At 68.9% G+C, this 25,898-nt stretch carries 25 protein-coding genes, 1 tRNA gene and 1 pseudogene; 14 read left to right on the top strand and 13 right to left on the bottom strand.

Going from position 1 to position 25,898, the window contains the following annotated elements:
- Nucleotides 1-73: 73 nt before the first annotated feature.
- Nucleotides 74-433 carry a ribosome hibernation-promoting factor, HPF/YfiA family gene (gene hpf, locus OV427_RS36250; protein WP_267860795.1) on the bottom strand — a complete coding sequence of 120 codons (360 nt, stop codon included), beginning with the start codon at nt 431-433 and terminating at the stop codon, nt 74-76.
- Between the two features lie 164 nt (nt 434-597).
- Between hpf and OV427_RS36245 the strand changes: the two genes are divergently transcribed.
- Together OV427_RS36245 and OV427_RS36240 are read left to right on the top strand one after the other, a co-directional pair.
- Entirely contained in the window at nt 598-993 is a 396-nt protein-coding gene (locus OV427_RS36245) for a response regulator (protein ID WP_267860794.1), read from the top strand.
- Between the two features lie 85 nt (nt 994-1,078).
- Nucleotides 1,079-1,528, top strand: a complete 450-nt coding sequence (locus OV427_RS36240; protein ID WP_267860793.1) for a putative signal transducing protein — start codon at nt 1,079-1,081, stop codon at nt 1,526-1,528.
- A 7-nt stretch (nt 1,529-1,535) separates the two neighbouring features.
- Here OV427_RS36240 and OV427_RS36235 read toward each other — a convergent pair whose 3' ends face one another.
- Both OV427_RS36235 and OV427_RS36230 read right to left on the bottom strand, forming a co-directional pair.
- Nucleotides 1,536-2,513, bottom strand: a complete 978-nt coding sequence (locus OV427_RS36235; protein ID WP_267860792.1) for an N-acetylmuramoyl-L-alanine amidase-like domain-containing protein — start codon at nt 2,511-2,513, stop codon at nt 1,536-1,538.
- On the bottom strand, nt 2,510-3,493 hold the full coding sequence (locus OV427_RS36230) for a HEAT repeat domain-containing protein (protein WP_267860791.1): 984 nt from the start codon (nt 3,491-3,493) through the stop codon (nt 2,510-2,512). The genes OV427_RS36235 and OV427_RS36230 overlap by 4 nt, the downstream gene beginning before the upstream one ends.
- 151 nt (nt 3,494-3,644) lie before the next feature.
- Here OV427_RS36230 and OV427_RS36225 point away from each other — a divergent pair, with 151 nt between their 5' ends.
- Nucleotides 3,645-3,965 carry a DUF4398 domain-containing protein gene (locus OV427_RS36225; protein ID WP_267860790.1) on the top strand — a complete coding sequence of 107 codons (321 nt, stop codon included), beginning with the start codon at nt 3,645-3,647 and terminating at the stop codon, nt 3,963-3,965.
- A gap of 17 nt (nt 3,966-3,982) precedes the next feature.
- Nucleotides 3,983-5,416: an OmpA family protein gene (locus tag OV427_RS36220; protein ID WP_267860789.1), complete on the top strand. Its 1,434-nt coding sequence runs from the start codon at nt 3,983-3,985 to the stop codon at nt 5,414-5,416.
- Between the two features lie 129 nt (nt 5,417-5,545).
- On the opposite strand, the gene truD is transcribed toward OV427_RS36220, so the two are convergent.
- The 3 genes from truD to OV427_RS36205 are packed head-to-tail and all read right to left on the bottom strand — an operon-like array spanning nt 5,546 to nt 8,939.
- Nucleotides 5,546-6,583, bottom strand: a complete 1,038-nt coding sequence (truD, locus tag OV427_RS36215) for a tRNA pseudouridine(13) synthase TruD (protein ID WP_267860788.1) — start codon at nt 6,581-6,583, stop codon at nt 5,546-5,548.
- Nucleotides 6,580-7,926 carry a DUF4388 domain-containing protein gene (locus OV427_RS36210; RefSeq protein ID WP_267860787.1) on the bottom strand — a complete coding sequence of 449 codons (1,347 nt, stop codon included), beginning with the start codon at nt 7,924-7,926 and terminating at the stop codon, nt 6,580-6,582. The genes truD and OV427_RS36210 overlap by 4 nt, the downstream gene beginning before the upstream one ends.
- A gap of 8 nt (nt 7,927-7,934) precedes the next feature.
- Nucleotides 7,935-8,939 carry a DsbA family protein gene (locus OV427_RS36205; protein WP_267863525.1) on the bottom strand — a complete coding sequence of 335 codons (1,005 nt, stop codon included), beginning with the start codon at nt 8,937-8,939 and terminating at the stop codon, nt 7,935-7,937.
- A 73-nt stretch (nt 8,940-9,012) separates the two neighbouring features.
- Here OV427_RS36205 and OV427_RS36200 point away from each other — a divergent pair, with 73 nt between their 5' ends.
- Both OV427_RS36200 and OV427_RS36195 read left to right on the top strand, forming a co-directional pair.
- Nucleotides 9,013-10,074: an asparaginase gene (locus OV427_RS36200; protein ID WP_267860786.1), complete on the top strand. Its 1,062-nt coding sequence runs from the start codon at nt 9,013-9,015 to the stop codon at nt 10,072-10,074.
- A gap of 70 nt (nt 10,075-10,144) precedes the next feature.
- A complete protein-coding gene (locus OV427_RS36195) occupies nt 10,145-11,056 on the top strand; it encodes a GGDEF domain-containing protein (protein WP_267860785.1) in 912 nt (303 codons plus the stop codon).
- Between the two features lie 41 nt (nt 11,057-11,097).
- On the opposite strand, the gene OV427_RS36190 is transcribed toward OV427_RS36195, so the two are convergent.
- A complete protein-coding gene (locus OV427_RS36190; RefSeq protein WP_267860784.1) occupies nt 11,098-12,687 on the bottom strand; it encodes a HEAT repeat domain-containing protein in 1,590 nt (529 codons plus the stop codon).
- 132 nt (nt 12,688-12,819) lie between these two features.
- Here OV427_RS36190 and rpsU point away from each other — a divergent pair, with 132 nt between their 5' ends.
- The 6 genes from rpsU (at nt 12,820) to OV427_RS36160 (ending at nt 18,630) form a co-directional block, all read left to right on the top strand.
- The gene (rpsU, locus tag OV427_RS36185) at nt 12,820-13,014 is read left to right on the top strand and encodes a 30S ribosomal protein S21 (RefSeq protein ID WP_002614080.1); all 195 of its coding nucleotides are present in this window, start codon (nt 12,820-12,822) and stop codon (nt 13,012-13,014) included.
- 92 nt (nt 13,015-13,106) lie between these two features.
- Nucleotides 13,107-13,565 carry a GatB/YqeY domain-containing protein gene (locus OV427_RS36180; protein ID WP_267860783.1) on the top strand — a complete coding sequence of 153 codons (459 nt, stop codon included), beginning with the start codon at nt 13,107-13,109 and terminating at the stop codon, nt 13,563-13,565.
- Between the two features lie 342 nt (nt 13,566-13,907).
- The gene (dnaG, locus tag OV427_RS36175) at nt 13,908-15,719 is read left to right on the top strand and encodes a DNA primase (protein ID WP_267860782.1); all 1,812 of its coding nucleotides are present in this window, start codon (nt 13,908-13,910) and stop codon (nt 15,717-15,719) included.
- Between the two features lie 92 nt (nt 15,720-15,811).
- The gene (gene rpoD, locus OV427_RS36170; RefSeq protein WP_267860781.1) at nt 15,812-17,944 is read left to right on the top strand and encodes an RNA polymerase sigma factor RpoD; all 2,133 of its coding nucleotides are present in this window, start codon (nt 15,812-15,814) and stop codon (nt 17,942-17,944) included.
- Nucleotides 17,945-18,025: 81 nt separating this feature from the next.
- Entirely contained in the window at nt 18,026-18,463 is a 438-nt protein-coding gene (locus OV427_RS36165; RefSeq protein WP_267860780.1) for an MGMT family protein, read from the top strand.
- Nucleotides 18,464-18,557: 94 nt separating this feature from the next.
- Nucleotides 18,558-18,630, top strand: a tRNA-Ile gene (locus OV427_RS36160).
- A gap of 200 nt (nt 18,631-18,830) precedes the next feature.
- Here OV427_RS36160 and OV427_RS36155 read toward each other — a convergent pair.
- Together OV427_RS36155 and OV427_RS36150 are read right to left on the bottom strand one after the other, a co-directional pair.
- Nucleotides 18,831-19,358, bottom strand: a pseudogene (locus tag OV427_RS36155) (IS3 family transposase); the annotation flags it as partial.
- A 244-nt stretch (nt 19,359-19,602) separates the two neighbouring features.
- Nucleotides 19,603-20,079, bottom strand: coding sequence for a hypothetical protein (locus tag OV427_RS36150; protein ID WP_267860779.1), 477 nt, complete (start codon nt 20,077-20,079; stop codon nt 19,603-19,605).
- An 832-nt stretch (nt 20,080-20,911) separates the two neighbouring features.
- Between OV427_RS36150 and OV427_RS36145 the strand changes: the two genes are divergently transcribed.
- Nucleotides 20,912-21,751, top strand: a complete 840-nt coding sequence (locus OV427_RS36145; protein WP_267860778.1) for an SGNH/GDSL hydrolase family protein — start codon at nt 20,912-20,914, stop codon at nt 21,749-21,751.
- Nucleotides 21,748-22,599, top strand: coding sequence for an NAD(P)H-binding protein (locus OV427_RS36140; protein ID WP_267860777.1), 852 nt, complete (start codon nt 21,748-21,750; stop codon nt 22,597-22,599). Before OV427_RS36145 ends, OV427_RS36140 begins: the two co-directional genes overlap by 4 nt.
- A gap of 4 nt (nt 22,600-22,603) precedes the next feature.
- On the opposite strand, the gene OV427_RS36135 is transcribed toward OV427_RS36140, so the two are convergent.
- The 4 genes from OV427_RS36135 to OV427_RS36120 all read right to left on the bottom strand — a co-directional run bounded on the left by OV427_RS36135 (nt 22,604) and on the right by OV427_RS36120 (nt 25,679).
- Nucleotides 22,604-23,209 carry a TetR/AcrR family transcriptional regulator gene (locus tag OV427_RS36135; RefSeq protein WP_267860776.1) on the bottom strand — a complete coding sequence of 202 codons (606 nt, stop codon included), beginning with the start codon at nt 23,207-23,209 and terminating at the stop codon, nt 22,604-22,606.
- Nucleotides 23,210-23,597: 388 nt separating this feature from the next.
- Nucleotides 23,598-24,086 (bottom strand): hypothetical protein, encoded by a 489-nt coding sequence (locus tag OV427_RS36130; RefSeq protein WP_267860775.1) that lies wholly within the window; start codon nt 24,084-24,086, stop codon nt 23,598-23,600.
- The gene (locus tag OV427_RS36125; protein WP_267860774.1) at nt 24,083-24,466 is read right to left on the bottom strand and encodes a hypothetical protein; all 384 of its coding nucleotides are present in this window, start codon (nt 24,464-24,466) and stop codon (nt 24,083-24,085) included. Before OV427_RS36125 ends, OV427_RS36130 begins: the two co-directional genes overlap by 4 nt.
- Before the next feature lie 526 nt (nt 24,467-24,992).
- Nucleotides 24,993-25,679: an FHA domain-containing protein gene (locus OV427_RS36120; RefSeq protein ID WP_267860773.1), complete on the bottom strand. Its 687-nt coding sequence runs from the start codon at nt 25,677-25,679 to the stop codon at nt 24,993-24,995.
- Nucleotides 25,680-25,898: the final 219 nt, after the last annotated feature.

Raw genomic sequence — 25,898 nt, 5'->3', positions numbered from 1 at the left:
GGCAATGGACACGACAGGCCCGGTCGCCAGGTCAGCGACCTGGGAGACCGGGCCCGTACCGCCTCCCATCCGCCTAGTAGGTGGGCACGTCGACCGTCGAGTCCTGCGGCAGGCCGAGGGTCTGCACGTCGCGCCGCCGCTCCAGCGTGCGCTTGAGGGCCTTCTCCAGCCGATCACGCGATGCGTCGATAGCGGGGAACAGCGAGTCCGCCGTCTCCGTCACGTGCACCGCGGACAGCCCGGGCAGCCGCACCGTCACGCGGCACTCCTTGTCCACGCCGCCCTTGGGACCATTGGTATCCACGAGCGAGATGTCGATTTCCGCCGCCTCGTCGTCCGCGAACCGCTCGATGCGGCTCACCAGGTGCTCATCCACATACGCCTTGAGGGCATCCGTCAGGTCCAGGTGCACTCCACGCAGCAACACCTTCATGGCATCACCTCCGGGGTCAAAGATGGACAGCCCGACACCTTCCGGTGAGAGGGGGCCCCGCTGCTCCCCTGCTCCCCTGCTCCCCTGCCCTCCTGGCGGAAGGGAGCGGGGGCGGCCGAGGAGGCGGAGGACGATTCACTCCGACACGTGGGTTTCCCAGGCACATGGGTGACGAGCGAATCAAGGTCCTGCTGGTAGAGGACGACGGGGACAGCCGGGAGCTGCTGGCCGAGCTGCTGGAAGCCGAGTTCGACGTGCGCACCGCGCCGGATGGACTCGCGGGGCTCAAGGCCTTCGAGGCCGAGCACCCGGACGTGGTGGTGACGGACGAGTCGCTGCCCGGGATGCTCGGCACCGAGCTGGCACAGCGGGTGAAGGAGCGCGAGCCCCGCGCCCGCGTCATCCTCGTCTCCGGGTACACGCAGGTGCAGGGGGCGGAGTTCTGCGACGTGGTGCTGCGCAAGCCCATCGACGTGGACCGGCTCTGTGCCGCCGTGGGCCGGCTGGGCGCGGAGGCCCGGCGGTGGATGGGCGGTGGCGCCGAGGAAGCCCGCCACTGAACGAAGTGTCTGGACGGGGGTGCGGCTCGCGAGGGTCGGACCTACCATGACCCTCCAGACACCATACGGGCAGGAGGGACCGTCGATGAAATACTGCGCCAGGTGCGGTTCGGAGTACGAGGACAGCGTGCAGGACTGCGCGGACTGCCCCGGCAACCCGCTTCTCGTGAGCGAGGCGGAGATGCACGCGCGGGGGCTTCCGCTGCCTCACGAATTGGACAAGCGCGTCTTCGTGCGCGCGGCCACCGCGGAGGACCCCTTCACGGCGGAGGCCTTCGTGGAGCTGCTCCAGGAAGCCAACATCCCCGTGCTGGTGCGTGCCGGCCGCTCGGGCGTGGTGGACACGCTGACCACCGGCAACCTCCTTCCCTGGTGGGAAATCCTCGTGCCCGAGGACGCGGCGGCCCGCGCCACTCCGCTGCTGGAGCAGGAGCGGGCGCAGGAGCTGGCCACCACCGATGAGGCCGTCCAAGCGGCGGAGGAAGAGGAGCGCGAGGGCGAGCTTGCGCCTCCCGCTCCACCGCCCGCTCCCTGAGCAGGCGTCAGGGCGAGCGCATGGCGCTGGCCGGCGCGTCCGGCCGGCGCACCTCGAACAGGCTGACGCCCGTCACCTTCCACTTCGCGTAGCGCGCGTTGCGGGCGAGGAACGTCTCCAGGTCCTCGTCCACCACGCGGTTGTAGCCGCCGCGCGAGGCATGGCGCAGGTACGTGCGCTTCTTGCGCTGCACCACGAAGCCCAGGTGCGTCACACGGGTGGCCTTCAGCGGCAGGTCCTCGCGCAGCACCACGAGGATGGTGCCCGAGGGGATGGAGCGCGCGTGCGTGAGCACCCGCTCGAGCGGGAGCATGTTGAGCGGGTACGTGCCCACCGGCCGCCGCTCCTTCGGCAGCGCCAGCGCCGCCGACGAGCGCGACTGCCAGGTGAGCGGGGTGAGCGTCTTGGTGACGCCCACCGCGTCCTCACCGGCGTAGCGCCGCGTCACGTCCACGAGGAAGCCCTTGCGGATGTTGTTGGGCAGCCACTGCGCCTCCATGAGGTGGTTGCGGTCCTCGTAGGAGGGCGTGCTGGCGTAGCGCAGGCGCTCCAGCAGCGGCGGGACTTCCGCCTCGCTGCGCGCCAGCCCCAGCGCCACGGACTGCTCCACGAAGGTGAGGCAGTCCACCGCGTCCAGCCGGAAGGTGGGGTCCGGGTCCACGCCCTGGCCCTCGCCCAGGGGCGACAGCACGTAGGGCGTGTTGATGAAGCGCTCGCTCATCCGCAGCAGGCGCTCGGCCAGCGGCGCATCCGGGCCCTCGGCCACGAGCGCGGCCCGCTGCGCCCCGGTGAGCCCCTCCCAGCCGTTGGGCCGGTGCGGGGTGGCCGTCGCCGCCTGCGCGGATGCGGCGGGTGACTCGAGGATGGCCTCCGCGCCAGGGGGGGTGTCCGCCTCCGCGGCGGGGGGCGTGGAGGCCGGAGGCGGCGTCGCGGCGGTGGAGGCACCGGACAGCAGCGCCAGGGACAGCAACGTCACGGCCTTCATTTCGCGACACCCGCCTTGCGGAGGATGGCCTTGCGCCGGTCGTCCTGGAGCTGGAGCGTCTCCAGCTCCTTCTCGTACGCCAGCTTCTCTTCTCCCTTCGCGTTCCACGAGGCCAGCACGAGCCAGTCCAGCATGGGGGCCTCGCCGCCCTGGTAGAGGATGCGCGCCGCACCGGCGGCGAGCGCGCGGTCCTTGTCCTCCAGCAGCGGCTTGAGCGCGGGGGTGGCCTTCCTGGCGCTGACGCCCTCGTACAGCTCCAGCCCCTGGCGGCGCACGAAGCGGTCCTGCGAGCCGAGGAGCTTCCCCGCGAAGGCGAAGCCGTCCTGCGAGCCCAGCCGGCACAGCCCCCGCGCCGCCGCGAAGCGGGTGCTCTCCGAGTCGCTCGTGAGGAACGCCTTGAGGGCCGCCGCCTGCTTCGCGTCCCCGGTGTCGCCCACGGCGGCGAGCATGGCGGCGCGCACCTCCAGCTCCGGCTCCGCCTTGGCCGCCTTCAACAGCGGGGCGCCCATCTTCGCGTTGCGCGAGGCGCCCAGGGCCCGGGCGGCCTCCTTGCGCACCCCGCTGCTCTTGTCCTGGAGCAGCGGCAGCAGCACCCCGGTATTCCGGCTGTTCAGCCGGGCCAGGCCCTGCGCGGCGTACATGCGCACCGCGCTGTCGTCGTCGCCCGCGAGCCGCGCCAGGGTGGGCTCGGCGGCGCGCGTCTCCAGCCCGGCCAGCACCGCGACGAGGTTGCGGCGGGGCCGCTCGTCCAGCACCTTGCGCAGCACCTCCGTGATTTCGTCCGCCGCGTAGGACTCCTCGCGCAGGAAGCGCAGCCGGGAGATGGCCGGGGGCACCGCGCCCCCCTCGACGACGCTCAGAATCACCTGCTCCGTCTCCGCGCGTCGCTGGCCGCGCTTCGCGGAGGACGGCGAGGCGGACAGGGCGAGCAGCGGGAGCAGCAGCGCGAGCAGGAGGGCGGAGAGGGCGGGCGGGCGCACGGGGGCGGAACGATGGCAAGCACGGCGCCGGCCGTCAAAGTCCCGCCTCCATGCCCGGTCCCCCGGCCGGCGCGGTCTGCCCGATTCTTGACCCCCCAGGGTGTGATTGATACGACCGACGGGTCCTACCCCTCTCTAGAGGCGCCACCCTATGAAGAAGCTGATGGTGCTGGTGGCGGTGGCGGGGGCGCTCGCCGCGTGCGGCCCCGTGAAGTCCACCGCGAACATCCTCGACGCCGAGGTGCAGATCCAGGCCGCGCGCACGGCCGGGGCCGACAAGCTCGCCCCGTACGAGTGGACCGCCGCCAACCTGTACCTCGCCAAGGCGCGTGAGGAGGTCGGCTACTCCGACTACCAGGCCGGCGTGGACTTCGCCGTGAAGGCCTCGCGCTTCGCCAACGAGGCCCGCGAGAAGTCCATGGCCACGGCCGGCAGTACCCCCGACACCGGTGGCCGGAATCCGAACCCGTGACGCCCGAGCGCTCCCAGATGACGCGTCCTTCCCTCGCCGCGCTGCTCCCCCTGCTCCTCGCCGTCGCCTGCGTCAGTGGCAGCAAGATTCGCGCTGACACCGAGGTGCTCGCGAACGACGTGGAGCGCGCCCGCCGCAGTGGCGCCCTCCGCTGTGCCCCGGTGGAGCTGGCCACGGCCGAAGCCCACCTCGACTTCGCCCGGGGCGAGCTGAGCCAGGGCAACAGCGGCCGCGCCGCCAATCACGTGCGCACCGCCGACACCGCGGTGGACCGCGCGCTGGAGCTGTCCAAGAACTGCGGCCCGCGCCAGGTGCTCGTCCGCGAGCGGCCCGAGCCGCAGCAGCCCCAGCCGCAGCAGCCCCAGCAACAGCAGCCCCAGCAACAGCAGCCGCCCCAGGTGGTGGTCCGCATCGAGGAGACGGACAACGACGGGGACGGCATCCTGGACAAGGACGACCCCTGCCCCGACCAGGCCGAGGACAAGGACGGCTTCCAGGACGAGGACGGCTGCCCCGAGCCGGACAACGACAGCGACGGCGTGCTGGACGGCAACGACAAGTGCCCGCTCAACCCCGGCGTGTTGGAGAACCAGGGCTGCCCGCAGGAGGCGCCGAAGGACCGCGACGGCGACGGCATCTTCGACCCGCAGGACAAGTGCGCGGACCAGGCCGAGGACAAGGACGGCTTCCAGGACGAGGACGGCTGCCCCGAGCTGGACAACGACCAGGACGGCCTCGTGGACAGCGCGGACAAGTGCCCCAACGAGACGGGCCCGGTGCAGAACGTGGGCTGCCCCATCCTCGACAAGGACGGCGACGGACTGAACGACCCGCAGGACAAGTGCCCGGACGAGCCGGAGGACAAGGACGGCTTCCAGGATGACGACGGCTGCCCGGACCTGGACAACGACAGCGACGGGATTCCGGACGGTCAGGACAAGTGCCCGCTGGAGGCCGGCCCCGCGGAGAACGGCGGCTGCGCCGACAAGGACGCGGACAACGACGGCATCGTGGACCGGCTGGACGCGTGCCCGGACCAGCCCGGCGTGAAGGAGGAGCGCGGCTGCGCCAGGCAGTACAAGACGGTCGTCATCAAGAAGGACCGCATCGAAATCAAGAAGCAGATCCTCTTCGGGGCCGGCTCGGCGAAGATTGTCGGCAAGCAGAGCACCGCCATCCTCGATGACGTGGCCGCGGCGCTCCGCGACGCGCCGTGGATCAAGAAGATCCGCGTGGAGGGCCACACGGACTCGCTGGGCAAGGACCTGTCGAACCTGCGGCTGTCGCAGAAGCGCGCGGACTCGGTGAAGGCGCAGCTCTTGCGCCGGGGCATCGACCCGGGTCGCATCGAGGCCGTCGGCTTCGGCGAGACGAAGCCCATCGGTCCCAACACCACCAAGGCCGGCCGCGCGCAGAACCGCCGCACCGAGTTCAACATCATCGAGCAGTGAGCCACCCTGCCCCGCTCCGGCCTGGCCGGCCGGAGCGTCAGGCGGGATGAAGCAAAGCGCCTCCGCGGGCCCAGGCCCACGGAGGTGCTGCTGTTTTCAGGGGATGGGTGCGCCGGAAGGCACAGCCGCTCAGCCGTCCTTGAGCAGCTCGTGCAGCACCTCGGTGGCGTACGCGCCCCGGGGCAGCTCGAAGGTGAGCCACAGGTCCTCGCCGCCCTCGGAGGACGGCTCGGCCACCAGCTCGGGCGAGCCCAGGCGGACGCGGTAGGGCCTGCGCCCGCCTTCCGTCTCACCGCCGCCGCGCTTGAAGTCCTCCAGCGTGACGCCCTCCGCGACGAGCAGCCGCGCCTCCGCCTCGGCGACGTCCCCGGCGGACGCCGGCATCTTCGGGCCGAAGAGGGGCCCGGCCGGGCTCACCTCGAAGGCGGCCACGCGCGGGCCGTCCACCTCGGGCGCCTCGCAGACGAAGAGGCCGCCCGTCTCCTCCTTGCGCAGCACGTCCCCGCGCAGCGCGGTGGCCAGCGTGCCCGCGCGCAGGCGCTCGACCAGCGCGCGGTTGAAGAGGCGCGACTGGAAGGCGGACAGGTACAGCTTGCGCTGGAAGCGGTCCGGCCGCTTCGCCAGCCGCTGGCCCAGCAGCAGCAGCTTGCCCTGGTCCGCGTTGTCGCCCGCGCGGCCGAAGCGCTGCTCGCCGAAATAGTTGGGCAGGCCCCGCTCCCCCAGCCGGGAGAACGTCTCGCGCGCGGCGCCCACGTCCTTCACGCCGCGCAGCCGCAGCCGGAAGCGGTTGCCGCGCAGGTGCCCGGTGCGGAGCTTGTTGCCGTGGCGCTTCGCCCACAGCACGCGCACACCTTCCAGCGCGAAGCCCTCCACCTTCGGCTCCGCGCGCGCGGGCACGGAGATGAGCTGCCGGGTGACGGCCTGCCGGTCCTTCATCCCCGCCACGCCCACGTCGTCCTCGGACACGCCCAGGGCCAGGGCCAGGGCCTTCACCACCTCGCGGGTGTCCCGGCCGCGCTTCTCAAGCCAGAGGTAGAGGTGCTCGCCCTCACCGGAAGGAAGGTACGCAGGCACCTCCTCCACCTCGAAGTCCTCGGGCACCAGCTTGAACGCGCCGCCACACCCGGGCACGTCCGCCGTCAACCGCGGCAACTCTGAATCCGTCACGGCGCCTCGAGCGTGGCCAGCAATTCCTTCACGCGCCGGGCGAGGTCCTCGTCCGCGCGCGACTCCAGCAGCTCTCCGGCCTGGAAGAGCAGGAAGAACATCACGTCGCTGAGCGCCTGCTTGAAGGACGCCAGCGGCTCGCTGCCCAGCTGCGCGCGGTGCCGCTCGAAGGCTTCAATCAGCTTCGGCTCCGGCAGGCTGCCATCCGCCAGGAAGGCCAGGCCCTCCAGCACCGGCGACGACGACAGGGCCTGCCCGGAGAGCGCGGCGTTGGCGGCGGCGATGAACTCGCGGTCCATGCCCTGCTTGGCCACCTCGTCGCGAATCTCGCGGAAGATGAAGTTGAAGACGCGCGCCACCGGCCGGGGGTCCACCGTGGGCACCGCGCGCGCCGCGGGAGGGGCAGGCGGCGTGACGGCCACGGCGGGCTTCACCTGCGGGACGGGCGTGGGGGTGGACGCGGCCGCCGCGGGCACCATCAGCGGCTTGTCCGTCGTCGCCGCGAAGCCACCCTCCAGCAGCCGGAACACCACCTTGGTGATGTCGAACTCGGACAGCCGCGCCGCGTGGCCCAGCTCCAGAATCGTGCGCCGGCCGTCGAGCATGGTCAGCACCCGGTCCTCGTCCTCCTCCAGCTTCCCGTCCGACGGGCGCTTGCGCGTCACATACAGGCGCCCGTGCGGGATGCGCTTCCGGAAGTGCGCCATCTCGTCGATCTTCCGGATGCTGTCCATCAGCAGGCTCTGCGTGGACAGCTGGATGATGTGGCCCGTCTTCTCGTCCACCGGCTGGTCCACGAGGAAGAAGCTCCCCTCGCGGCACAGGACGATGGCGTGGAAGATTTCGCTCACCTGATGGGTGACGCACTTGAAGAGGTCATGCGCCTGGAGCAGCCCCTTCTCCACCAGCGCGCGGCCCACCTTGGACGGCGGCTGCTCGCGCAGCACGGCCTCCACCTGGGGGCGCTCCACGTAGCCCAGCCGCACCAACACCTCGCCCAGCCGGTCCGCCGGGTCGTCGGAGGACGCGCCGCGCACCTCGCCCTCGCGGAAGGTGACGGAGCGCTCACCGCCGGGCGAGCTGACGCGGATGACGCCGCTCCAGCGCGACTGGCTGAGGAAGGCGATGAGGTCCGACAGCGGGAAGCCGCCCGCATCCCCGGACAGCACCACGCGCGGCAGGGGGATGGAGCCGCCCTCCGCGGGGGTGCGCGAGAAGACGAGCAGGTCTGGCGCCGTCGGCACCAGCGCGTACGTCCCCGAGCGCCCCGCCAGCGGCGACGGGGCCTGTCTATCTTCCGGGGCGAGCTGGCCCGACCCCTCGATGCGGAAGCGAGACGTCATGCCCGGCGTCAGTCAGCCGCCCAGGCATTGTTGTTCGCGCGCCACTCCAGCTCGTCCTCGAGGCTGTGGGAGAGCATCTCGTCCTGGATGAAGCCCAGGTCGACGGAGCGCCCGTTGAAGTAGACGGACGGGGTGCCGGTGAGGCCGGCCGCGCGGCCCTGGTTGCGGAAGCCCTCCAGCTCCTGCTTGTACGAGTCCGACTTGAGCACCGCGGCCAGCTTGTCGCCGTCCAGCCCCACGCTCTTGGCCAGCGCGGGCAGCGCCTCCGGCTTGAGGTTCTCCTGGTGCTCGAAGAGGGCGTCGTGCATCTGCCAGAACCTGCCCTGATCTCGCGCCCACAGCGCCGCCTGCGCCGCGGGAATGGCGTTGGCGTGGTTGGACAGGGGGAAGGGCAGGTAGCAGAAGCGCACCTGCTGCGCGTTCTTCTTCGCGAAGGCCTCCAGCACCGGGCGGGCCTTGCCGCAGAACGGGCACTCGAAGTCGGAGAACTCCACCAGCGTCACCGGGGCGCTGGCGCTCCCGATGCACATGCGGTCGTCCACCTTGAACTGGGGGCGCGGGTCGCGGAAGGCGGCGTAGTACTGCGACAGCGAGACGATGACCTCGGTGGCGGGGTTGCCCTCGGCCACCATGCGCGCGGCCAGCCGGGCCATCCGCTTCGCGTGCTTGCAGGGGGTGTGCTGCTTCAGACAGGCGCCCAGCGTGTGGGGGCAGCCGCAGTAGCAGAACTCGTCGCTGAGGACGGTGGCCAGCTCGCGCTTCGCCGCCGGGGGCAGCGAGGAGAAGTCCATGCCGGGGATGCCGCTGAGCACGGAGGCGGGGTCCGTCGGGCCCGAGGTGGGGGCCGGCGCGGGCTGGGCGGCCGGGGCCGCGGCGGGGGTGGCGGCTGGCGCGGGGGCGGCGGGAGCCTGGGACGCGGCCGGAGTGGCGCCCTCGGGGCTCTTGCAGCCGGGCCCCGTCAGGACGGCGGCGGCCAGCAGGGGAATGACACGCTTCCAGCAGGAAAGGAGCACGCGGCGGGTCTTAGCCATGCGCGCGGGGCTTGTAAAGGAACGCCAGCCTTGGCAGGGAAGCCCCCTTGCCCATATGCCCAGAGTCCTGCTGCTGCATACGGGGGGCACGCTCGGAATGGCCGGTGGTCGGCCATCCGCCCTGCGCCCCTCGGCCTTCTTCAAGACGCTCAAGTCCCGCGCCCCGGAGCTGTTCCGGCTCGCGGACATCGAGCTGGAGCTGTTCAGCAACCTCGACAGCTCGGAGATGCAGCCGGAGCTGTGGAGCCGCATGGCCGCCCACCTCCACCACCGCCTCCCCCACTTCGACGGGGCCGTGGTGACCCATGGAACGGATACGCTGGCCTACACGGCGAGCGCCCTGTCCTTCATGCTGCGCAATCCGCCCTGCCCGGTGGTGCTGACGGGCTCGCAGCGGCCGCTGGGGGAAATCCGCTCGGACGCCCGGCTCAACCTCATCGACGCGGTGCTGTCGGCGATCCAGGGCCCGCGCGAGGTGACAATCTGCTTCGACTCGCACCTGTACCGGGGCAACCGGACGCGGAAGGTGAAGGTGGCCGAATACGACGCCTTCGACAGCCCCAACTGCCCCGTGCTGGGCACGCTGGGCGTGGATGCCACCTTCGAGCCGGGCCTCAAGCCGCGCGGCGCCTTCCGCCTCTTCGAGAAGCTCGACTCGCGCGTCTTCCTCCTGAAGGTGTTCCCCGGGTTGGATCCGGCGCTGCCGATGCAGCTGTTGCCGCACGTGCACGGGCTGGTGCTGGAGGCCTACGGTGCGGGCAACTTCCCCATCGACCCGGAGCTGGGCCGCTCGCTGAGGCCCCTCTTCACCCAGGCCCGCGAGCGGAACGTGCCGGTGGTGGTGGTGAGCCAGGCGTACCGCAACGGCGTGGACCTCTCCCTCTATGAGTCCGGAGCGGAGGCGCTGGCGGCGGGCGCGGTGGGCGGCGCGGACATGACGCCCTCGGCGGCGCTGGTGAAGCTGATGCAGGGGCTGGCCTACCACCCACACTCCCCGGAGGCCCTCGCGCGCTTCATCCGGACACCTGTAGCAGGCGAGCTGACCGTCGGACGGCCGACAGTCCCCCCACCCGCGCCAAAGCGCCGCCGCCCCGCGCGGCGGGTGCGGGCGGAGTGACGGGCCGTGGTGGAGAAGAGGGCAGCATGCTTGCCGTCACGAAAAGGCGGCCCGTAAGATGGGTGACGCGATGTCCGAGGAGAAAACTTCCGTCCATTCAATTTCGGACCTGCTGGGCAGTGCCCAGCAGCAGAGCGCGTATCTGATCGTCATCAGCGCCAAGTCCGCGGCGGGCATCGGACGGATGTTCAAGCTGGACCGCTCTGAAGTCGTCCTGGGCCGCAGCTCCGAGGCCCAGTTCCAGGTGGAGGACGACGGCATCTCCCGCAAGCACGCCAAGGTGGTGGCGCTGGGGGATGGGCGCTTCCAACTGGTGGACCTGGCCAGCACCAACGGCACGTACCTCAACGGCCTGAAGGTGAACGCCGCGCCGCTCTACGACGGCGACAAGATCCAGATCGGCTCCAACACCGTCCTCAAGTTCTCCATCCAGGACGCGCTGGAGGAGCAGTACCAGCGCAGCATCTACGAGTCCGCCACGCGCGACGGCCTCACCCGCGTCTACAACAAGAAGTACTTCCTGGAGACGGTGCGCAAGGAGTTCAGCTACTGCCTGCGCCACCGGGTGCCGCTGTCGCTCGTGCTGTTCGACGTGGACCACTTCAAGAAGATCAACGACGCGTACGGGCACCCTGCGGGTGACTACGTGCTGACGCGCATCGCCCAGCGCGTGAGCGACACGGTGCGCACCGAGGATTTGCTGGCGCGCTATGGCGGCGAGGAGTTCGCGCTGATGCTGCGTGAGTCCGCCGAGGACCAGGCGCTGGCGTGCGCGGAGCGCTGCCGCTACGCGGTGGACAAGGCCGACTTCGTCTTCGGCGGCACGCCCATCAAGGTCACCATCAGCCTGGGCGTGGCCACGCTGCTGGACTCGGACTTCTCCCAGCCCGAGGACCTCATCGCCGCGGCGGACAAGTACCTGTACCGGGCCAAGCGCGCGGGCCGCAACCGCGTGGACGCCAAGGCCGTCAGCGGCATCTGACCGGGGCGAGGAGCCTCGCGGCTTCTCCCCTACGCGCGCCGCTAGAGTCCGAAGCCCAGCTGCTTCATCCCCTCGCGCGACACGTGCCGCACATGGGTGTCCGCGTCGCGCGCCGCCGCGTCGGACAGCGCGGCCGCGGCCTGTGGCCCACCGATGCGCCCCAGCGCCTGCGCCGCGGCCACGCGCACGGAGGACACCGGGTCCTCCCGCAGACACACGGCCAGGTCCTTCACATGGAGCGGCCGGCCGATGTGCTCCAGCGCCTTCGCGGCGGCCGCGCGCACCACCGGGTGCTCCGAGCCGAGCAGCCCCGCCGCGTCGTCCCCCCGCGTGGACTGGCGCTGGCTGCCCACCGCCTCCAGCGCGGCGGCCACCACCTCCGGCGCCGGGTCCTCCAGCGCGCGCGAGGTGGCCTCCGCCACCTCCGTGCGGCGCGCCGGCAGCGCGCCCAGCGCGCGCACGGCACCGGCCCGCACCAGCGCCTGCGAGTCGTGCAGGTAGAGCGCCAGCGCGGCGAAGCGCTCGCGCGAGCCCTCGTCACAGTCCGCCAATTGCGACAGCGCGTCGCCCCGCAGCGCCGCGGGCAGCTGCGTTTCCCGGGCCGCGCCCAGGAGGAAGGCCGCGCAGCCCTTCTCGTGCACCATGGCCTCCAGCCACGGCCGCGCCACCGTGGCATCCCCCACCACCAGGCGGCGCTCGGCGGCCAGGCGCAGCCCCACGCCCTCCGCGTCCGCCAGCACGCGCGCGGCGGCCTCGCGCACCCACCGGTCCACGTCCTCCAGCGCGTGCTCCAATTCCCTGCGCGCCAGCGGGCCGTAGACGCGCAGCGACTGCACCGCCTTGCGGCGCTGGAGCGGGTCCGGCCCGGCCAGGTCCACCTGCAGCGCCTCCAATTCGCGCGAGTACACGGCGAAGAGCCGGTTCACCCGGGCCTCGTCCGCCGGCCGCGCCTCATCCAGCAGCAGGCGCCCCACCGAGGTGCGCTTGCGCTCGGCCACCACCTTCAGCGCGCCCGCGGTAATCCCATCTCCCGCCTCCGGCCGGGAGCCGAGCGCGTCCAGCACCACCCGCGCGGGCCGCCGGCCCAGGAAGCCGGACAGGTGCGCGAGCGCCGTGCCCCGCACCGTCGCGTCCTCCGCGTACAGCTCCAACTCCAGCGCCTTGCGGATGCCCTCGCGCCGCGCCCACACCCGGGCCGCGGCCTCCGGCCCCCGCGCGCCGGCGTCCTTGAGGAAGTCCGCCGAGGACTGGCCCGCCTCGACGGCGGCGCGGGCGGCGGTGAGACACGCGTCCAGATCCGAAGAGGCCGGCGTCGAGGCCACCCACTCCGCCAGCAGCCGGCGCTCCGTGACGCCGCGGAGCCGGGCATCCGCGCGCACCGCGGCCCAGCGCACCCGCCAGTCCGCGTCCTTCCGGGCGGACACGAGGGCCTCACGATTCGACGGTCTCATGCCCTCCAGGGCACCCACCCAGGCGTCCACGCGGCCGCCGGGCAGGCACGCCCTGCAGGCCCTCGCGCGCTGCGCGGCGTCCGTCACATGCCGCTGACAGGACATCCAGCAGTCCTTGGTCCCGGTGCCGGCGCTCTGGCCGGTCGCCAGGAGCACCACCAGGAGGAGGGCAGGGCTCACGATGCGGCCACTCTAGTGCATCGGCACTAGCGTTTCCGTCCAGCGCCCTTGCGTTTTGCCCTGCACTGGGACATACCCGCTGCCCCTTTAAAGTCACACCCACATCTACGCATGGCGGAAGGAGGTGACAGTATGCCCGGTATCCGAGTTAAGGAAGGAGAGTCCATTGAAAGCGCCCTCAAGCGCTTCAAGAAGGCCACCGAGAAGGCCGGAATCCTTTCCGAGATCCGCAAGCGCGAGCACTACGAGAAGCCTTCCGTGAAGCGGAAGAAGAAGGCCCTCGCCGCCAAGAAGCGCGCGGTGAAGAAGGCCCGCAAGTCGTTCTAAGCGAGGCCCGCGTGTGGAGCCGGGGCCCCGTCAGGTGCCCTGGCTCCCGCCGTCCAGTCCCCGAACACAACTTCCCCCAGCGGAGTCGCGACATGGCCACCCTGAAGGAGCGGATCGACGCGGACCTGAAGGACGCGATGCGGTCCAAGAACGAGCTCACCCTCAGCGTCCTGCGGATGCTCAAGAGCGCGGTGAAGTACAAGGAAGTCGAGCCCGGCGCCTCCGCCCTCGACGACGCTGGCGTCCAGAGCGTCATCACCGGCCTCATCAAGCAGCGCCGTGACTCCATCGAGCAGTTCAAGTCCGGCGGCCGCCCCGAGCTGGCGGACAAGGAAGAGGCCGAGATCGGCGTCCTCCAGAACTACCTCCCCAAGCAGCTCACCGCCGACGAGCTCACCGCCGAGGTCCAGGCCGCCATCGCCGAGGTGGGTGCCAAGGGCCCCAAGGACATGGGCGCGGTGATGAAGAACCTCAACCCCAAGCTCCAGGGCAAGGCCGAGGGCCGCGCCATCTCCGACGCCGTGAAGACGCAGCTCGCCAAGCTGTCCTGAGCCGCTTCCAGGGCGTGAAGCACCGTGCGGCGCTGTCGGGAAACCGGCGGCGCCGTTGCATTTGGGGGCAGCCGAGGGGGCGGAAACTTGCCCCCCTGTCCCCCCGTCATTAAGTGCCTGGGCCGGCCCCCACCCGCTTCCGCCCCGTCCGACGGAAAGCCGTGTCCAGGGGGCCGCAGGAGTCCCGTCCGTGCCCCATCCGTCCACGCCCGTCCCCCGCTCCCCCTCGGCCACGGCCGCGGGCAGGATCCGCCAGGTCGCCTGGCGGACGGGAGACGTCAGCCCGGGCTGCGATGATGTCAGGCGTGCGCCCACCTGTGCGTGGGCCAGGGGGTGGGAGCCGTGATTCCGGAACACAAAATCCAGGAGATTCTCGACCGGGTCGACCTCGTAGGCCTCATCTCACGCCACGTGGAATTGAAGAAGGCGGGGCGCGAGTGGAAGGCCTGCTGCCCCTTCCACCAGGAGAAGACACCGTCCTTCTACGTGGTGCCGGAGAAGCGCTTCTATTTCTGCCACGGCTGCCGCGCGAGCGGCGACGCGGTGTCCTTCGTCCAGCGCTACCTGGGGAAGACCTTCGTCGACGCGGTGAAGGACCTGGCCCGTGACCTGGGCATCGACGTGGAGGCCGAGGAGGACCCGAGCGTCCGCGAGCGGCAGCGCGTCAAGGAGGCCACGGACTTCGCGGCCGAGCACTTCCGCACCCTGCTCTGGCAGCACGATGAGGGCCGCGCCGCGCGCGCCTACATCGCCAGCCGCGGCGTGTCCGACGAGACGGCCATGGCCTTCGGGCTGGGCTGGGCGCCCAACTCCTGGAGCCTCCTGGCGGACCGGCTCCAGAAGCAGGGCACGCTCGAGTGGGGGCAGCACGCCGGCCTGGTGACGCCGCGCTCCACCGGCGAGGGCTACATCGACTTCTTCCGGGGCCGGCTCATCATCCCCATCCGCTCGCCGGAAGGGCGCGCCATCGCCTTCGGCGGTCGGCTGGTGGGCTCGGATGACGGGCCCAAGTACCTCAACTCGCGCGAGTCCCGCATCTACAACAAGAGCGAGACGCTCTTCGGGATGAACCAGGCCCGCGACGAGGTGCACAAGCGCAAGGCCGCCATCCTCGTCGAGGGCTACTTCGACTGCATCGGCCTGTACCAGGTGGGCGTGCGCCACTCGGTGGCGTTGTGCTCGACCAACCTCACGCCCGGTCATCTCCAGGTGCTCAAGCGCGCCGAGGCAAAGCGGCTGTTCCTCCTGCTGGACGGCGACAAGGCCGGCCTTGCCGCGGTCGAGCGACTTGCCGGTCCCCTGCTCGCCGCGGGAGCGGACGCCCGAGTGGCGCTGCTGCCCCAGGGAGACGACCCGGACACCTTCGCGCGCCGTGAAGGGTTGGAAGGAGTGGAGCGACTGCTCGACAGCGCGCAGCCGCTCACCTCGCACCTGTTCTCCACCGTCCTCCCGGACGGCACCCGCTCCCCCTTCGAGGAGAAGATGGCGGCCCTCGACAGGATCAAGCCCATGGTCGCCCAGGTCCCTCCGGGGCTGGTGCGCAAGGACCTCTTCGAGGCCCTTGCCTCGCACTTCGGCTGGACGGCCGCCATCGTCGAGGACTCCCTCAAGAACCTGCGCCCCAAGCCCACCACCGTGGGCCCCCAGCAGCACGCCACGCCCGCGCAGCAGCCGCCCCGTCCCACGGAGAAGCCACCCCCCAGGCTGGAGACGCTCTACGTCGCCGCCGTCCTCAGGGACGCCCGCCTGCTCGCTCGGGACACCTTCCGCGTGTGTGATGAGCTGTCACACATGGGACTGCGAATGGCGCTTGCTCACGCCACGTCCGGGCATGGCACCGAGGATGCGCTCTACGAGGCGTCTGACGTCGTGAAGCGCGCCGTCGAGGAAGCCTGGCGCCAGCTCCCCGAGCAGGGGATGACGCTCGAGCATGACTTCTCGAACATCTGCAGGGAAATCATGGTGCGGCGCATTGACGAGCGTCTCATTTATATAAGGCGGGCGACGGAGCAGACGGCGGGGGCGTTCGACCTGACAGAGGAGACGCGCCAGCTCCTTTCGGAGCGCGTGGAACTGTTGGCCCTCAAGAAGCGTGTCCTGGAGGAGCTCAAGCCCGGCTCCTCGGGAACAAAGGCGCCCATGCAACCGGTTTGAGTTCGCGTTTGTAAGAAACCCTGACTTTGCGGTAGATCGGCCGGCTCGCCCCTGGCCTCAAGCCCCTGAATTTCCTAAGGAGAAGTACCCGAATGCCGACGCAGAAGCCCTCGAAGGCGTCCGTGAAGCCCACCAAGAAGAAGGTGGATCCGGTGATCCGCAAGAAGAAGGCGCCGGAGAGCTCCGCGACCTCGGCGAAGGGGACCAAGGCGAGCACGGAGGAGAAGGAGGCCATTGCCGCGAAGGACGCGGTCGTCGCCGAGGCCACCGAGAAGCTCAAGAAGAAGAAGGGTGTCACCTCCGCCATGGCGGACGACGTGGACCCCGAGGAGGCCGCGGAGGAGGCTGCCGCCGCCGTCCAGGTGGACCCGGACGCCGTCGAGGACGACGTCGAAGAAGATCCGGTCGCCGAGCGCAAGGAGGTCAAGGACCTGCTCGCCGCGGGCCGTGAGAAGGGCTTCCTCACCTACGACGAGGTGAACGACGCGCTCCCCGCCGACATCGTGTCGTCCGATCAGATCGACGACGTGATGAGCATGTTCGGCGACAACGACATCGAGATCGTCGACGCCCAGAAGGCCGCCCAGAACAACGAGATCAAGCCCACCGTCACCGTCGAGGAGGAGAAGGAAGACGCCGACGAGGACGAGAAGGACGAGGACGACGAGCCGGGCGGCAAGTCGAACGACCCGGTGCGCCTGTACCTGCGCAAGATGGGCAGCGTCAGCCTGCTCACGCGCGAGGGCGAAGTCGAAATCGCCAAGCGGATTGAAGAGGGCGAGAAGGAAGTCCTGCGCGCCCTGCTCGCCTGCAAGGTGGCCGTGGAGGAGATCCTCGACATCGGCAACAAGCTGAAGACGGCCAAGCTGCGCGTGCGCGACGTCATCAAGGACGCGCCTGAAGAGGCCCAGGCCGAGGGCGCCGACGAGGCTCCCGAGGAAGTCGGCGAGGGCGACGCTCCGGCGCAGCTCGCGCAGAGCGAGCTGAACAAGATCGAGCAGATCTGCAAGCAGATCGAGCGCTTCCGCAAGTTCGCCAAGGACTGCGAGGTGCTGGAGGAGGAGCTCGCCTCCAAGAAGAAGCTGACCGAGGTCCGCAAGAAGGAACTGAAGCAGGAGATGAAGGACCTCCGGACCAAGATGATGGAGGTCCTGGAGGAGATGCGGCTCAACAAGAAGCAGGTTGACCGCATCGTCATCAACCTGAAGGCCCTCATCGAGCGCGTGGACAAGGCCGAGGACGAGCTCCGTGACCTGGAGCGTCGCTACGGCATCTCCATGAAGGAGCTTCGCCCGCAGCTGAAGGAGTCGCGGGAGAACCCCAACATCGGCAAGAAGCTGCAGAAGCAGCTCAACCTCACGCCCGAGCAGCTCGAGGTCCTGGACCGCGACGTGCGCACGGCGGTGCGGAAGATCAAGAAGGTCGAGGAGGAGGCCAACCTCCCCGTCGAGTCGCTGCGCCGCAACTACGACGCCATCCGCCTGGGCGAGCGCCGCGCCGAGCGCGCCAAGAGCGAGCTGGTGGAGGCCAACCTCCGCCTCGTGGTCTCCATCGCGAAGAAGTACACGAACCGCGGCCTGCAGTTCCTGGACCTCATCCAGGAGGGCAACATCGGCCTGATGAAGGCGGTGGACAAGTTCGAGTACAAGCGCGGCTACAAGTTCTCCACGTACGCCACGTGGTGGATCCGCCAGGCCATCACCCGCGCCATCGCCGATCAGGCCCGCACCATTCGCATCCCGGTGCACATGATCGAGACCATCAACAAGCTCATCCGCACCAGCCGCTACCTCGTGCAGGAGATTGGCCGCGAGCCGACGCCGGAAGAGATTGCGGAGAAGATGGAGCTGCCGCTCGACAAGGTCCGCAAGGTCCTGAAGATCGCGAAGGAGCCCATCTCCCTCGAGACGCCGATTGGCGAGGAAGAGGACAGCCACCTGGGCGACTTCATCGAGGACAAGAGCCTCGTGTCGCCGGCGGACGCGGTCATCAACATGAACCTGGCGGAGCAGACCCGCAAGGTGCTGGCCACGCTGACGCCGCGCGAGGAGAAGGTCCTCCGCATGCGCTTCGGCATCGGCGAGAAGAGCGACCACACGCTGGAAGAGGTGGGCCAGGACTTCGAGGTGACGCGCGAGCGCATCCGTCAGATTGAAGCCAAGGCGCTGCGCAAGCTGCGCCACCCGAGCCGCTCCAAGCGCCTGCGCTCCTTCGTGGAGAGCTGAGCCTGGAGTGAGCTGAGCAGCACGAGGCCTCCGGTTCCTTTCGTGGACCGGGGGCCTTCGTGTTTCTAGAGTCTTCGCGCCATGGCCACACGCGCGAAGAGGCAGAAGTCCGAGTCGAAGGTGAAGCCCGGGGCGAGCTCCAGGCGCGGGACGCGGCCGAAGCTGGCTGGAGGGGCGGCGCGGCCCGAGGTGGCGCAATCGGGCCCGGAGCCACGTCCCCTCTTCTCCGAGACGGTGTTCCGCGCGGTGCGCGCGATTCCACGCGGACAGGTCCGCTCGTACGCGCAGGTGGCGCTCTATGCGGGGCGCCCGGGCGCGGCGCGCGGCGTGGGGCACGAGTTGACGGGCCTGCCGCCGGCGCGGCAGCGCGACGTGCCCTGGTGGCGTGTCATCCGCTCGGACGGGACCCTGGCGCCCATGGTGGCCCACGAGCAGGCGAAGCGCCTTCGTGCCGAGGGCGTGGAGGTGCGCCAACGTGGCGAGGTGTTCCGCGTGAAGGTGGACGACGGGCGCGGATGACGGTGCCCCATGGGCCTTCGGACAACAGCCCGCGGGGGTCCCCCTTGCCAGCGGCTCGCGGCGGAGGTTATTCACCCGGCAGTTGCGTGTTTGGGGGCCCTTAGCTCAGCGGTTAGAGCTGTCGGCTCATAACCGATTGGTCCCTGGTTCGAATCCAGGAGGGCCCACTCCCCTCAACCCCGCGCACCGACTCGGGAATCTCTACCGAGGCACCGGGGCGAAAATCCGCCTCAGCCGAGTTCCGCACCACCGGCGCACCATGCGGGCCGCCCACGGCCAGCGGGAGCACCGCTGCATGGGACTCCTCGGCGGGCCGGAAGCTGAGCTGCTCCAAGCCCGCGCGCATGTCCTCGACGTCGAGGTGGCCATAGGTGATATCGCCCGCCCAGGTGCAGTTGGGCTCGGGAGGCCGGAAGTCGCGAGCCACCACGTTGGGAGCGACCGGATGGCGTGCTTGCTATCGGTGGTCCGCACGAAGGGGCGCCTTCGGCGGGCCGCCAGGCCCTCCTGCCGCATGAGGCGCGCGACGCGCTTCTCGGAGATGCGCCGGCCCCGTGCGCGCAGCTCCGCGTGCACGCGAGGACTGCCGTAGGTGCCGCGGCTCTCCTGATGAATGGCCGCCACCTCTACCGTCAGCTCGCGGTCGCTCTTCTCGCGCTGCGACTCGGGTCTCTTCGCCCAGGCGTAATAACCGGAGCGGGAAACGCCCAACTGGCGGCACATGAAGCCGTCTTCGCCTGTTCCACCCACCTGCGGAAGGCCGTCTCGGTCAGGTCGAGGTCCCGCGCAACCTCCGCGACGGACTTGCCCTCCTCCAGCACCAGCTTCACCGCCCGGCCTTGAACTCCGGGTTGAAGCTACGCCGCTGCCGCCTCTTCTTCTCGCTCTCCGACATCGAACACCCTTCCATCACATCGGGGTGTCCACGGAAGCGGGGGACTCTCATTGGACCAGCCAAGCTCGGCAATGGTTATTGGGAGAGACATTGGGCGCTCTTTGCGCAGCGCCCAATGTCCTCATGGCTTTGGAGACTGGTGGTGGCAACTTCTCAGTGCATCGCCTATACGACGCTTCTCTGACGCAGCATTGCGCCTGTTAGCAACACCTGGTCTCGCAGATGTCTCGGTCGCTCTAACCTGCTAGGGCGCAATCGAGTAGGCGGTGAAGGTAAATGTCCCTACGACGGTTCCGCCGCCGTCAAGTGGGTTTGCGTGAATGGGGAAGACTGTGAGCGTGATTGTGCCCGTGGCACTACCATTCGCTCCAAAGCGAATGGTGTAATCCAAGCGTGCAATGTCCGCGTTTGGGAAGTCGAAGTCGATCGTTCTGCCGGTTACCACTCCGTTGCGGCCCACACGCCACGCGCCGAGTTGGCTGCTGAAGAAGAATTGCGGGCCTCCTTGTGCGGAATCTATCACCGACATCGTGTGATCGCTGTGTAACGTGATGACACCGCGAGAGGCGAAATTTCCATTCGAATCCGTAATGGTTGCGATGTAGGACGTCCCGTTTGCTCCCTGATCGTTACCCTGATCGTTACCGTCGCCTGCGAGAGCTGGTTGTACAAAACCGGCTGCAACAAGTGCTATGCACGATATGGTCAATCTGAGGTTCATCTGACGTTCTCCTTCCAATGTGTTTACGCCGAGAAATCGCCTCTTGAGCCTGCGAAGCGTGCCGAGAATGCCTTGTCTATAGAAGCAGGTCGATGCAACAGCACCAGAAGCAAATGACGAAATAATGTAATTTCACTTCAAACACAAAACAGCATAACCATAACATATTGATGTGGTGCGATGGTGTTGAAGAGGTTACTTGTCATGCAGGAAAAAAGCACATGCGAGAAGGTATCGGCGGAGGTATGACATTTGAGAGGGTGATGGGCTGACACGTCGCGGACTCCGCCGCTACCGCCGTGTGAGAGGCGACAAAGCCTGTCAGCGCACAGACGGAGAGCAACGAAGACATGCCGGTCCAATACCGAAACATGTCCACCTTCCTATGGGGAGAGCACGGGGCCGTAGTGTGGGGTACGGGTCCTGGTGGTACAAGCCGCGCCCCAGGGAGGGTTGGACTTCCGCTGAAGGACAGTTCACCCCAGCGCCGCTTTCTTATGCGGTGTTACTCGGCCTCGGCGGTGCGCGGCGCGGTGGAAGACGGCGCCTGCTCGCTTGCTCTCGCCTCGGGGGCGGGCTCCCCGGCCCGTCACAAGGGCGAGAATCCGGGCCAAGGACCTATGTCTCATTCCCCAATGACGGCTGATGGCCTGACGATCACGGGCCTCCGCGAGCACGACCGCTGCGCGTTTGGGCGTGGAACCTGAGCAAGTCACTCGCCGCTGCGTAAGGAAGGAGTCATTTCAAGGGTTTGGCCGCGGGGCAACGCGAGCTGACCGTGCGGCCCCTGTCCGGTACCTCTATGCCTCCCCAGTCACCGGAGATGGAGCACATGGAATGGTCAACTGAACAGAGGCGCTGGCTCGTGAAGGTCCTTCAACCGGAGAGGACCGTCTCGTCGCTTCCGGGCGGCGGCAAAGTATCTGCCGAGACGTGCGCCGCCTTGCTCGGCCTCGAGCCGGAGACGTACCGCGCCGAGCTCGCTCAGAGCAAGAAGGGCGCAAGAGAAGCCGCACAGGGGCTGCTCGCGGAACCCGAATTCAGCCGGATGATGGAAAGACTACCGTTGCGCAAGAGCGCACGCATCGTCACGTTCGGCGACAGTCACACGGCGGATCCTCAATCCTGGGCGGTCATTCTCCAGGAGCTGGTGGCGGCTCAGCGTCCCCATGATGAAGTCTCAGTGGCCATCAACGCTGTAGGCGGTGAGACGACCACGCATGGGTTGGTGCGGATAGGGAACGCCCTCATCCAGGAGCCGGATTGGATCATCTTCTTCATCGGCGTGAATGACGCGCGGACTCAAGGCCCGAACGCGGGCAAGACTCTCGTTGACGCCCGTGAGACTGCGCGCAACCTCGAGGAGCTTCGCTCCCGTGCTGCACAGGGGACGCAGGCACGTCGCCTGTGGATTACGCCTCCCCCGGTCCTTGAGGATCGCGTGTCGAAGCACTGGGGGCTGTCCCGCTTCGGAGTCCACTTCCGCAACGAGGACGTCCGCCGTGTCGCGGAGGCCATCCGTGCCCTCGAGGAGCCCACGGTCGACCTCTTTGCGGCCTTCGACGCATCTCCACCGCCTGAGCTCTTCACGGAGGATGGCCTGCACCTTTCGCTTGCCGGTCAGCGAAAGGTCGTCCTTGAGCTCCTGCGAACCTGGAGCCGCGTTCAATGACATTCTTGGTGACTGGCGCGACAGGTAATATCGGCTCTCTCGTCACCCATCGCCTCATCAGAGGTGGGCATCGTCCCCGCGTCTTTGTCCGGGATGCAGCCCGAGCACGGGCGCTGTTCGGCGACGAGGTTGACGTGCACGTCGGCGACCTGGCCAGGCCAGGCCCCGCTCTACAGAAGGCACTCGCCGGCAGCGACGGCGTGTTTCTCCTCAACAGCGGGCCACGCCTCGCCGGTCGGGACCGAGTCGTCGTTCAGGTCGCTGTGGATGCGGGTGTCAAGCACCTGGTGAAGCTCTCGACGCTGGACGTCCGGACCGGGGTGGGAACCGGCCCATGGCACGCGCGCGGCGAGGACGCGGTCCGGCAGAGTGGCATGCCGTACACGTTCATCCAGTCAGCCGCCTTCATGTCGAACGTGCTCGGTTGGGCTCAGTCGATTGCCACGGAGGGGGTCCTCCGTTCCTCTACCGGGCAAGGGAGGATCGCATTCATTCATCCCGACGACCTCGCCGACGTCATCACTCACGCACTCACGACGGGCGAGCACAGAGGAGAGTCACTGGTGGTCACCGGACCCGAGGCGCTGAGCTACGCCGCCATGGCGGCCAGGATTGGCGCGGTCATTGGGAAGGAGGTCCGCTACGAGGAGCTCTCAGACGAAGAAGCCCACGAGGCTGCACTCGCATACGGGGGTGGCCGTCAGTATGCGGACGCTCTTGTGGACATCTGGCGTGCCATCCGAGACGGCAGACTGACGACTGTCTCTGACGGCGTTGAGCGGATCCTCGGCCGCAAGCCGCTCGCCTTCGACCGCTGGCTCAATCAGAACGCCGAAGCCTTTCAGTGAGGGGTCATGGCCGGTCCAGGTAATGGAGGACCGTCCGGATGACTTCGCCCTTGGCGCGATCAACCGTGAAGGGAGGGCGCGCCTGGGGCACAGCGTGTACCAGCGCCTCGACCAGGTGAGGCAGGACGAACAACCTCCGGTCGCCCGCATGCGGGCGGGACGTGCCGACCTCGGGCGATGGAATCACCAGCTCGAATGCCATCTGAAGGGCTTCCTTGAACCCGAGCGAGGAAGCCGGGACTGCGGCGGAGATCATCTCGTGGAGCTCAGGCTCTACGAGGTGGGCATCCGCCAGTCCTTCCACCAGGCAGGCCGCAAACTCGTCGAGGGTACTCGACGCGCATTGTGCCACGGCACGTTCCATCCTGTGCTTCACATCCTCCACATGGCGCTCATGAAGCGCATTGAAGATGGCCTGCTTGTCCGGGAAGTACTGGTACAGGGAGCCGATGCTGACCCCCGCCACCTCCGCAATGCGGTTGGTGGTGACCGCTCCGGCCCCGTGCCTCTTGAGCACTCTGGGGACGGCATCGAGGACGGCCTCCACCGTCTGCCGCGAGCGCTCCTGCCGCGGCTGGCGGCGGCTCTGCGTGCTCTCTTCGTTCTTCATCCGCGGACCTGTTCAGGGACTACCACGCCAGGGACAGCTCAAGCCACCGAACGCCAGGCGAACAGGACTTGGAACCATGTAGATACTTGAAAGTACGATCTGGTGCCAGCCAGCCCATAGGAAGGATGAGGGCCCTGTTGCGGGGAGCGGCCCGGGGCACCGCGGGGCAAGAGGGCTGCTGGAGGGGGCCCCCAAGCCGATGCGCCTTTCCGGTGGAGCGACCCTGCAGCCCCCTTCAGGCACACCCCTGCCAACGCCGTGCTCCCAGGCCGCTGGCTGGCGCGCCTTGGCTGCGGCTGGAGTGCGTTCACCCTCCCGGCCGGGCTTCAAGCCACGAAGCCCGGCCTCCCACTCCGCGCCGGAGATGGCGCCGCGTGGTACGGACGGACTACTCGCCGCGGAACGTCGACTTCGCGGCGGCCGCCTTCTGGGACGAGGTCGGCTGGCTGTCGTCGACGCCGAGCGCGTCGTACATGTCCTTGACCAGCGCCTCGTCGACGGACATGCCCGCTGGCAGCTTGTCGGGCGTCGGGCGCTTGGCCCACGCCTGCTGCTCCGTCTTCCCGTTCTGGATGCCCGACATGCCCAGCAGCGTGGACGGTGAGTTGGCGTACGGCGCGGTGACTTTCGACAGGTCCACCTCGACTTCCAGCAACTGGGGCCGCAGGGCCGCGACGTTGTCCTGGATGTACTCGCCGAGCTGCGTCTGGACCATGCCCAGCTCCTGGTACTTGTCCATGTCGAAGGGACCCATCACCGTCGCCAGGCCTGGGACTTCGCGCAGCAGCGCCGCGGCGTCGATTCCGATGACGGACGCCTGGAAGGCCGAGCCCGGGCCGCTGACGGTGCAGTCCGCGGCGATGGTGGCCAGCGTCATAGGACCTGGCTCATGGGGGCGAGCCCGGCCAGGTTGAGCGAGGCGGTGGCCGTGGTCCGCGCCACGCTGATGGCGATGCGGGCCGACGTTCCGTACTCGAAGGCCCGGTCGATGCCCTGCACGTTCTCGATGCTCAGCATGGGCGAGGCGAACGAGAAGGCGAACATGTAGAAGTCGTAGGTGCTGTCGCTGCGGCCCTGCATCGACGAGAAGCCCAGCTCCAGCATGATGGAGGCGTTGAACTGCTCCGCCTTGAACGAGGAGAGGGTCAGCTCCGAGGCGGTTGGAACCGCGGCGAGGCGCTCCATCGGAACCACCGTGCGTTGGCCTGCGGCATCCTGGAAGACGGGGGCTCTGGGATTGAGGTACTGCAATCGCATGTCAGCTCCCTGGTTCGGTGATTCGGTGTCCTCACGGCGTTCAGGGCATTGAGGAGGGCCCCTTCCGCTCCATGCTGTCCGAAATCCGACTCCAGGAGGAGCCCATGCACGTCCGCCTCGCCTTCGCAGTCGCCGCGCTTTCGTCCGGTTGGGGCTCTACCGCGCGCGGCGGCAACCCCAGCATCGGAGGCAGGTGCTCGGCGGCATCCTGGCGGTTCCACCGGTGGTCATCCGCATACAACCATGCGACATGCTCCCGCCAGGCGTCCGGCGCCAGAGGCCGCAGTTGAGCGATGTGGTGCAGGAGCTCCGAGAGTTCCTCGGCCTCGAGCTTCTCGTCGGCGCAGTGCGGGCCGAGGTGGATGACAACCAGCGCTCCGGGCGGGTGATGCGCGTGCCCGTCACCGCGCCGCTGTCGTCGCTCGCACTCGCGTGGGGGAACTGGCTCGGGCCGGTGGCCGCGGTGCTGGCCTTCGTGCTGCGCACGGGCGCGCACCTCTACCGGCGCCGGGCGTCGCGCTCGTGCTCACGCACCAGGGTCCTCCACGCGCAGGGTTGTCTTGCCCACGCGGATTTCGTCTCCGACGGAGAGGGGACTCTCCTTGATGCACTTTCCGTTGAGGAACGTGCCATTCGCGCCACCGGCGTCCCGCAGGAGCAGGGTGCCATCGCCCAGCGTGTCGATGATGCAGTGCGTGCGGGTGGCTGCCCGGTCGTCGAGGAACAGGTCCATTCCGGGCGACCTGCCAATCCGGATGACTGGCAGGGTGTACTGGTGGTTGCCGACCAGGACTCCGTCCACGAAGACCTTGATTCGCACGGGAACGGTCATGACTCCTCCTGTCTGATTGCAGGAGGAGGTTGGCAGGTCGCCGCGCGGGAGACCACCACGGACGGTTTCATCTGCTCGCCGCCGTGATGCGCGAGGTCTACAGCCGTCCAGACTTGAGCTCGCCCACCATGTAGTCGCGGTGGAGCTCAGCGTCACGCGGTTGTCGCCGCTGGGCACCATCTCTCCGAAGGGGACGAAGTGGCACTGGTCCCCGAAGGTGAACACCTGCACGCCGTAGTCTCGCGCGAAGCCGTGCGCCAGCACTCCGCACTCCAGGTACCGGGCGAAGTCCCGCTCCACGTACCGGGGCAGGCCGCGCCCCACCTCGCTCGCCTCCGCCAGCAGCGTGGCCAGGTAGTCCTTCACCGCCTCGTACAGCACCGCCCCCTCCGGCGGCCTCCGCCGGTACGCCCACCGGCGCTCCCTCCATCCGCTCCTCCCCTGCCACACCTTTCCAGGGCACACGCTACCGTTAGCCGCCCACGGGCCTCTCAGTCCTTTCCGCAGGTTGCGAGCCAGTGCCAGGGCCTGCGAGCCCCTGCCAACCCGCCCCACCCCCGGCTCATGACCGATGGGTCCCTGATTCGAATCCAGGAGGGC

Origin of the sequence: Pyxidicoccus sp. MSG2, assembly GCF_026626705.1 — a bacterium.
Taxonomy (GTDB): domain Bacteria; phylum Myxococcota; class Myxococcia; order Myxococcales; family Myxococcaceae; genus Myxococcus.
Note: the sequence above shows the minus strand (reverse complement) of the source record. Positions and strands in the feature narration are given on the sequence as shown.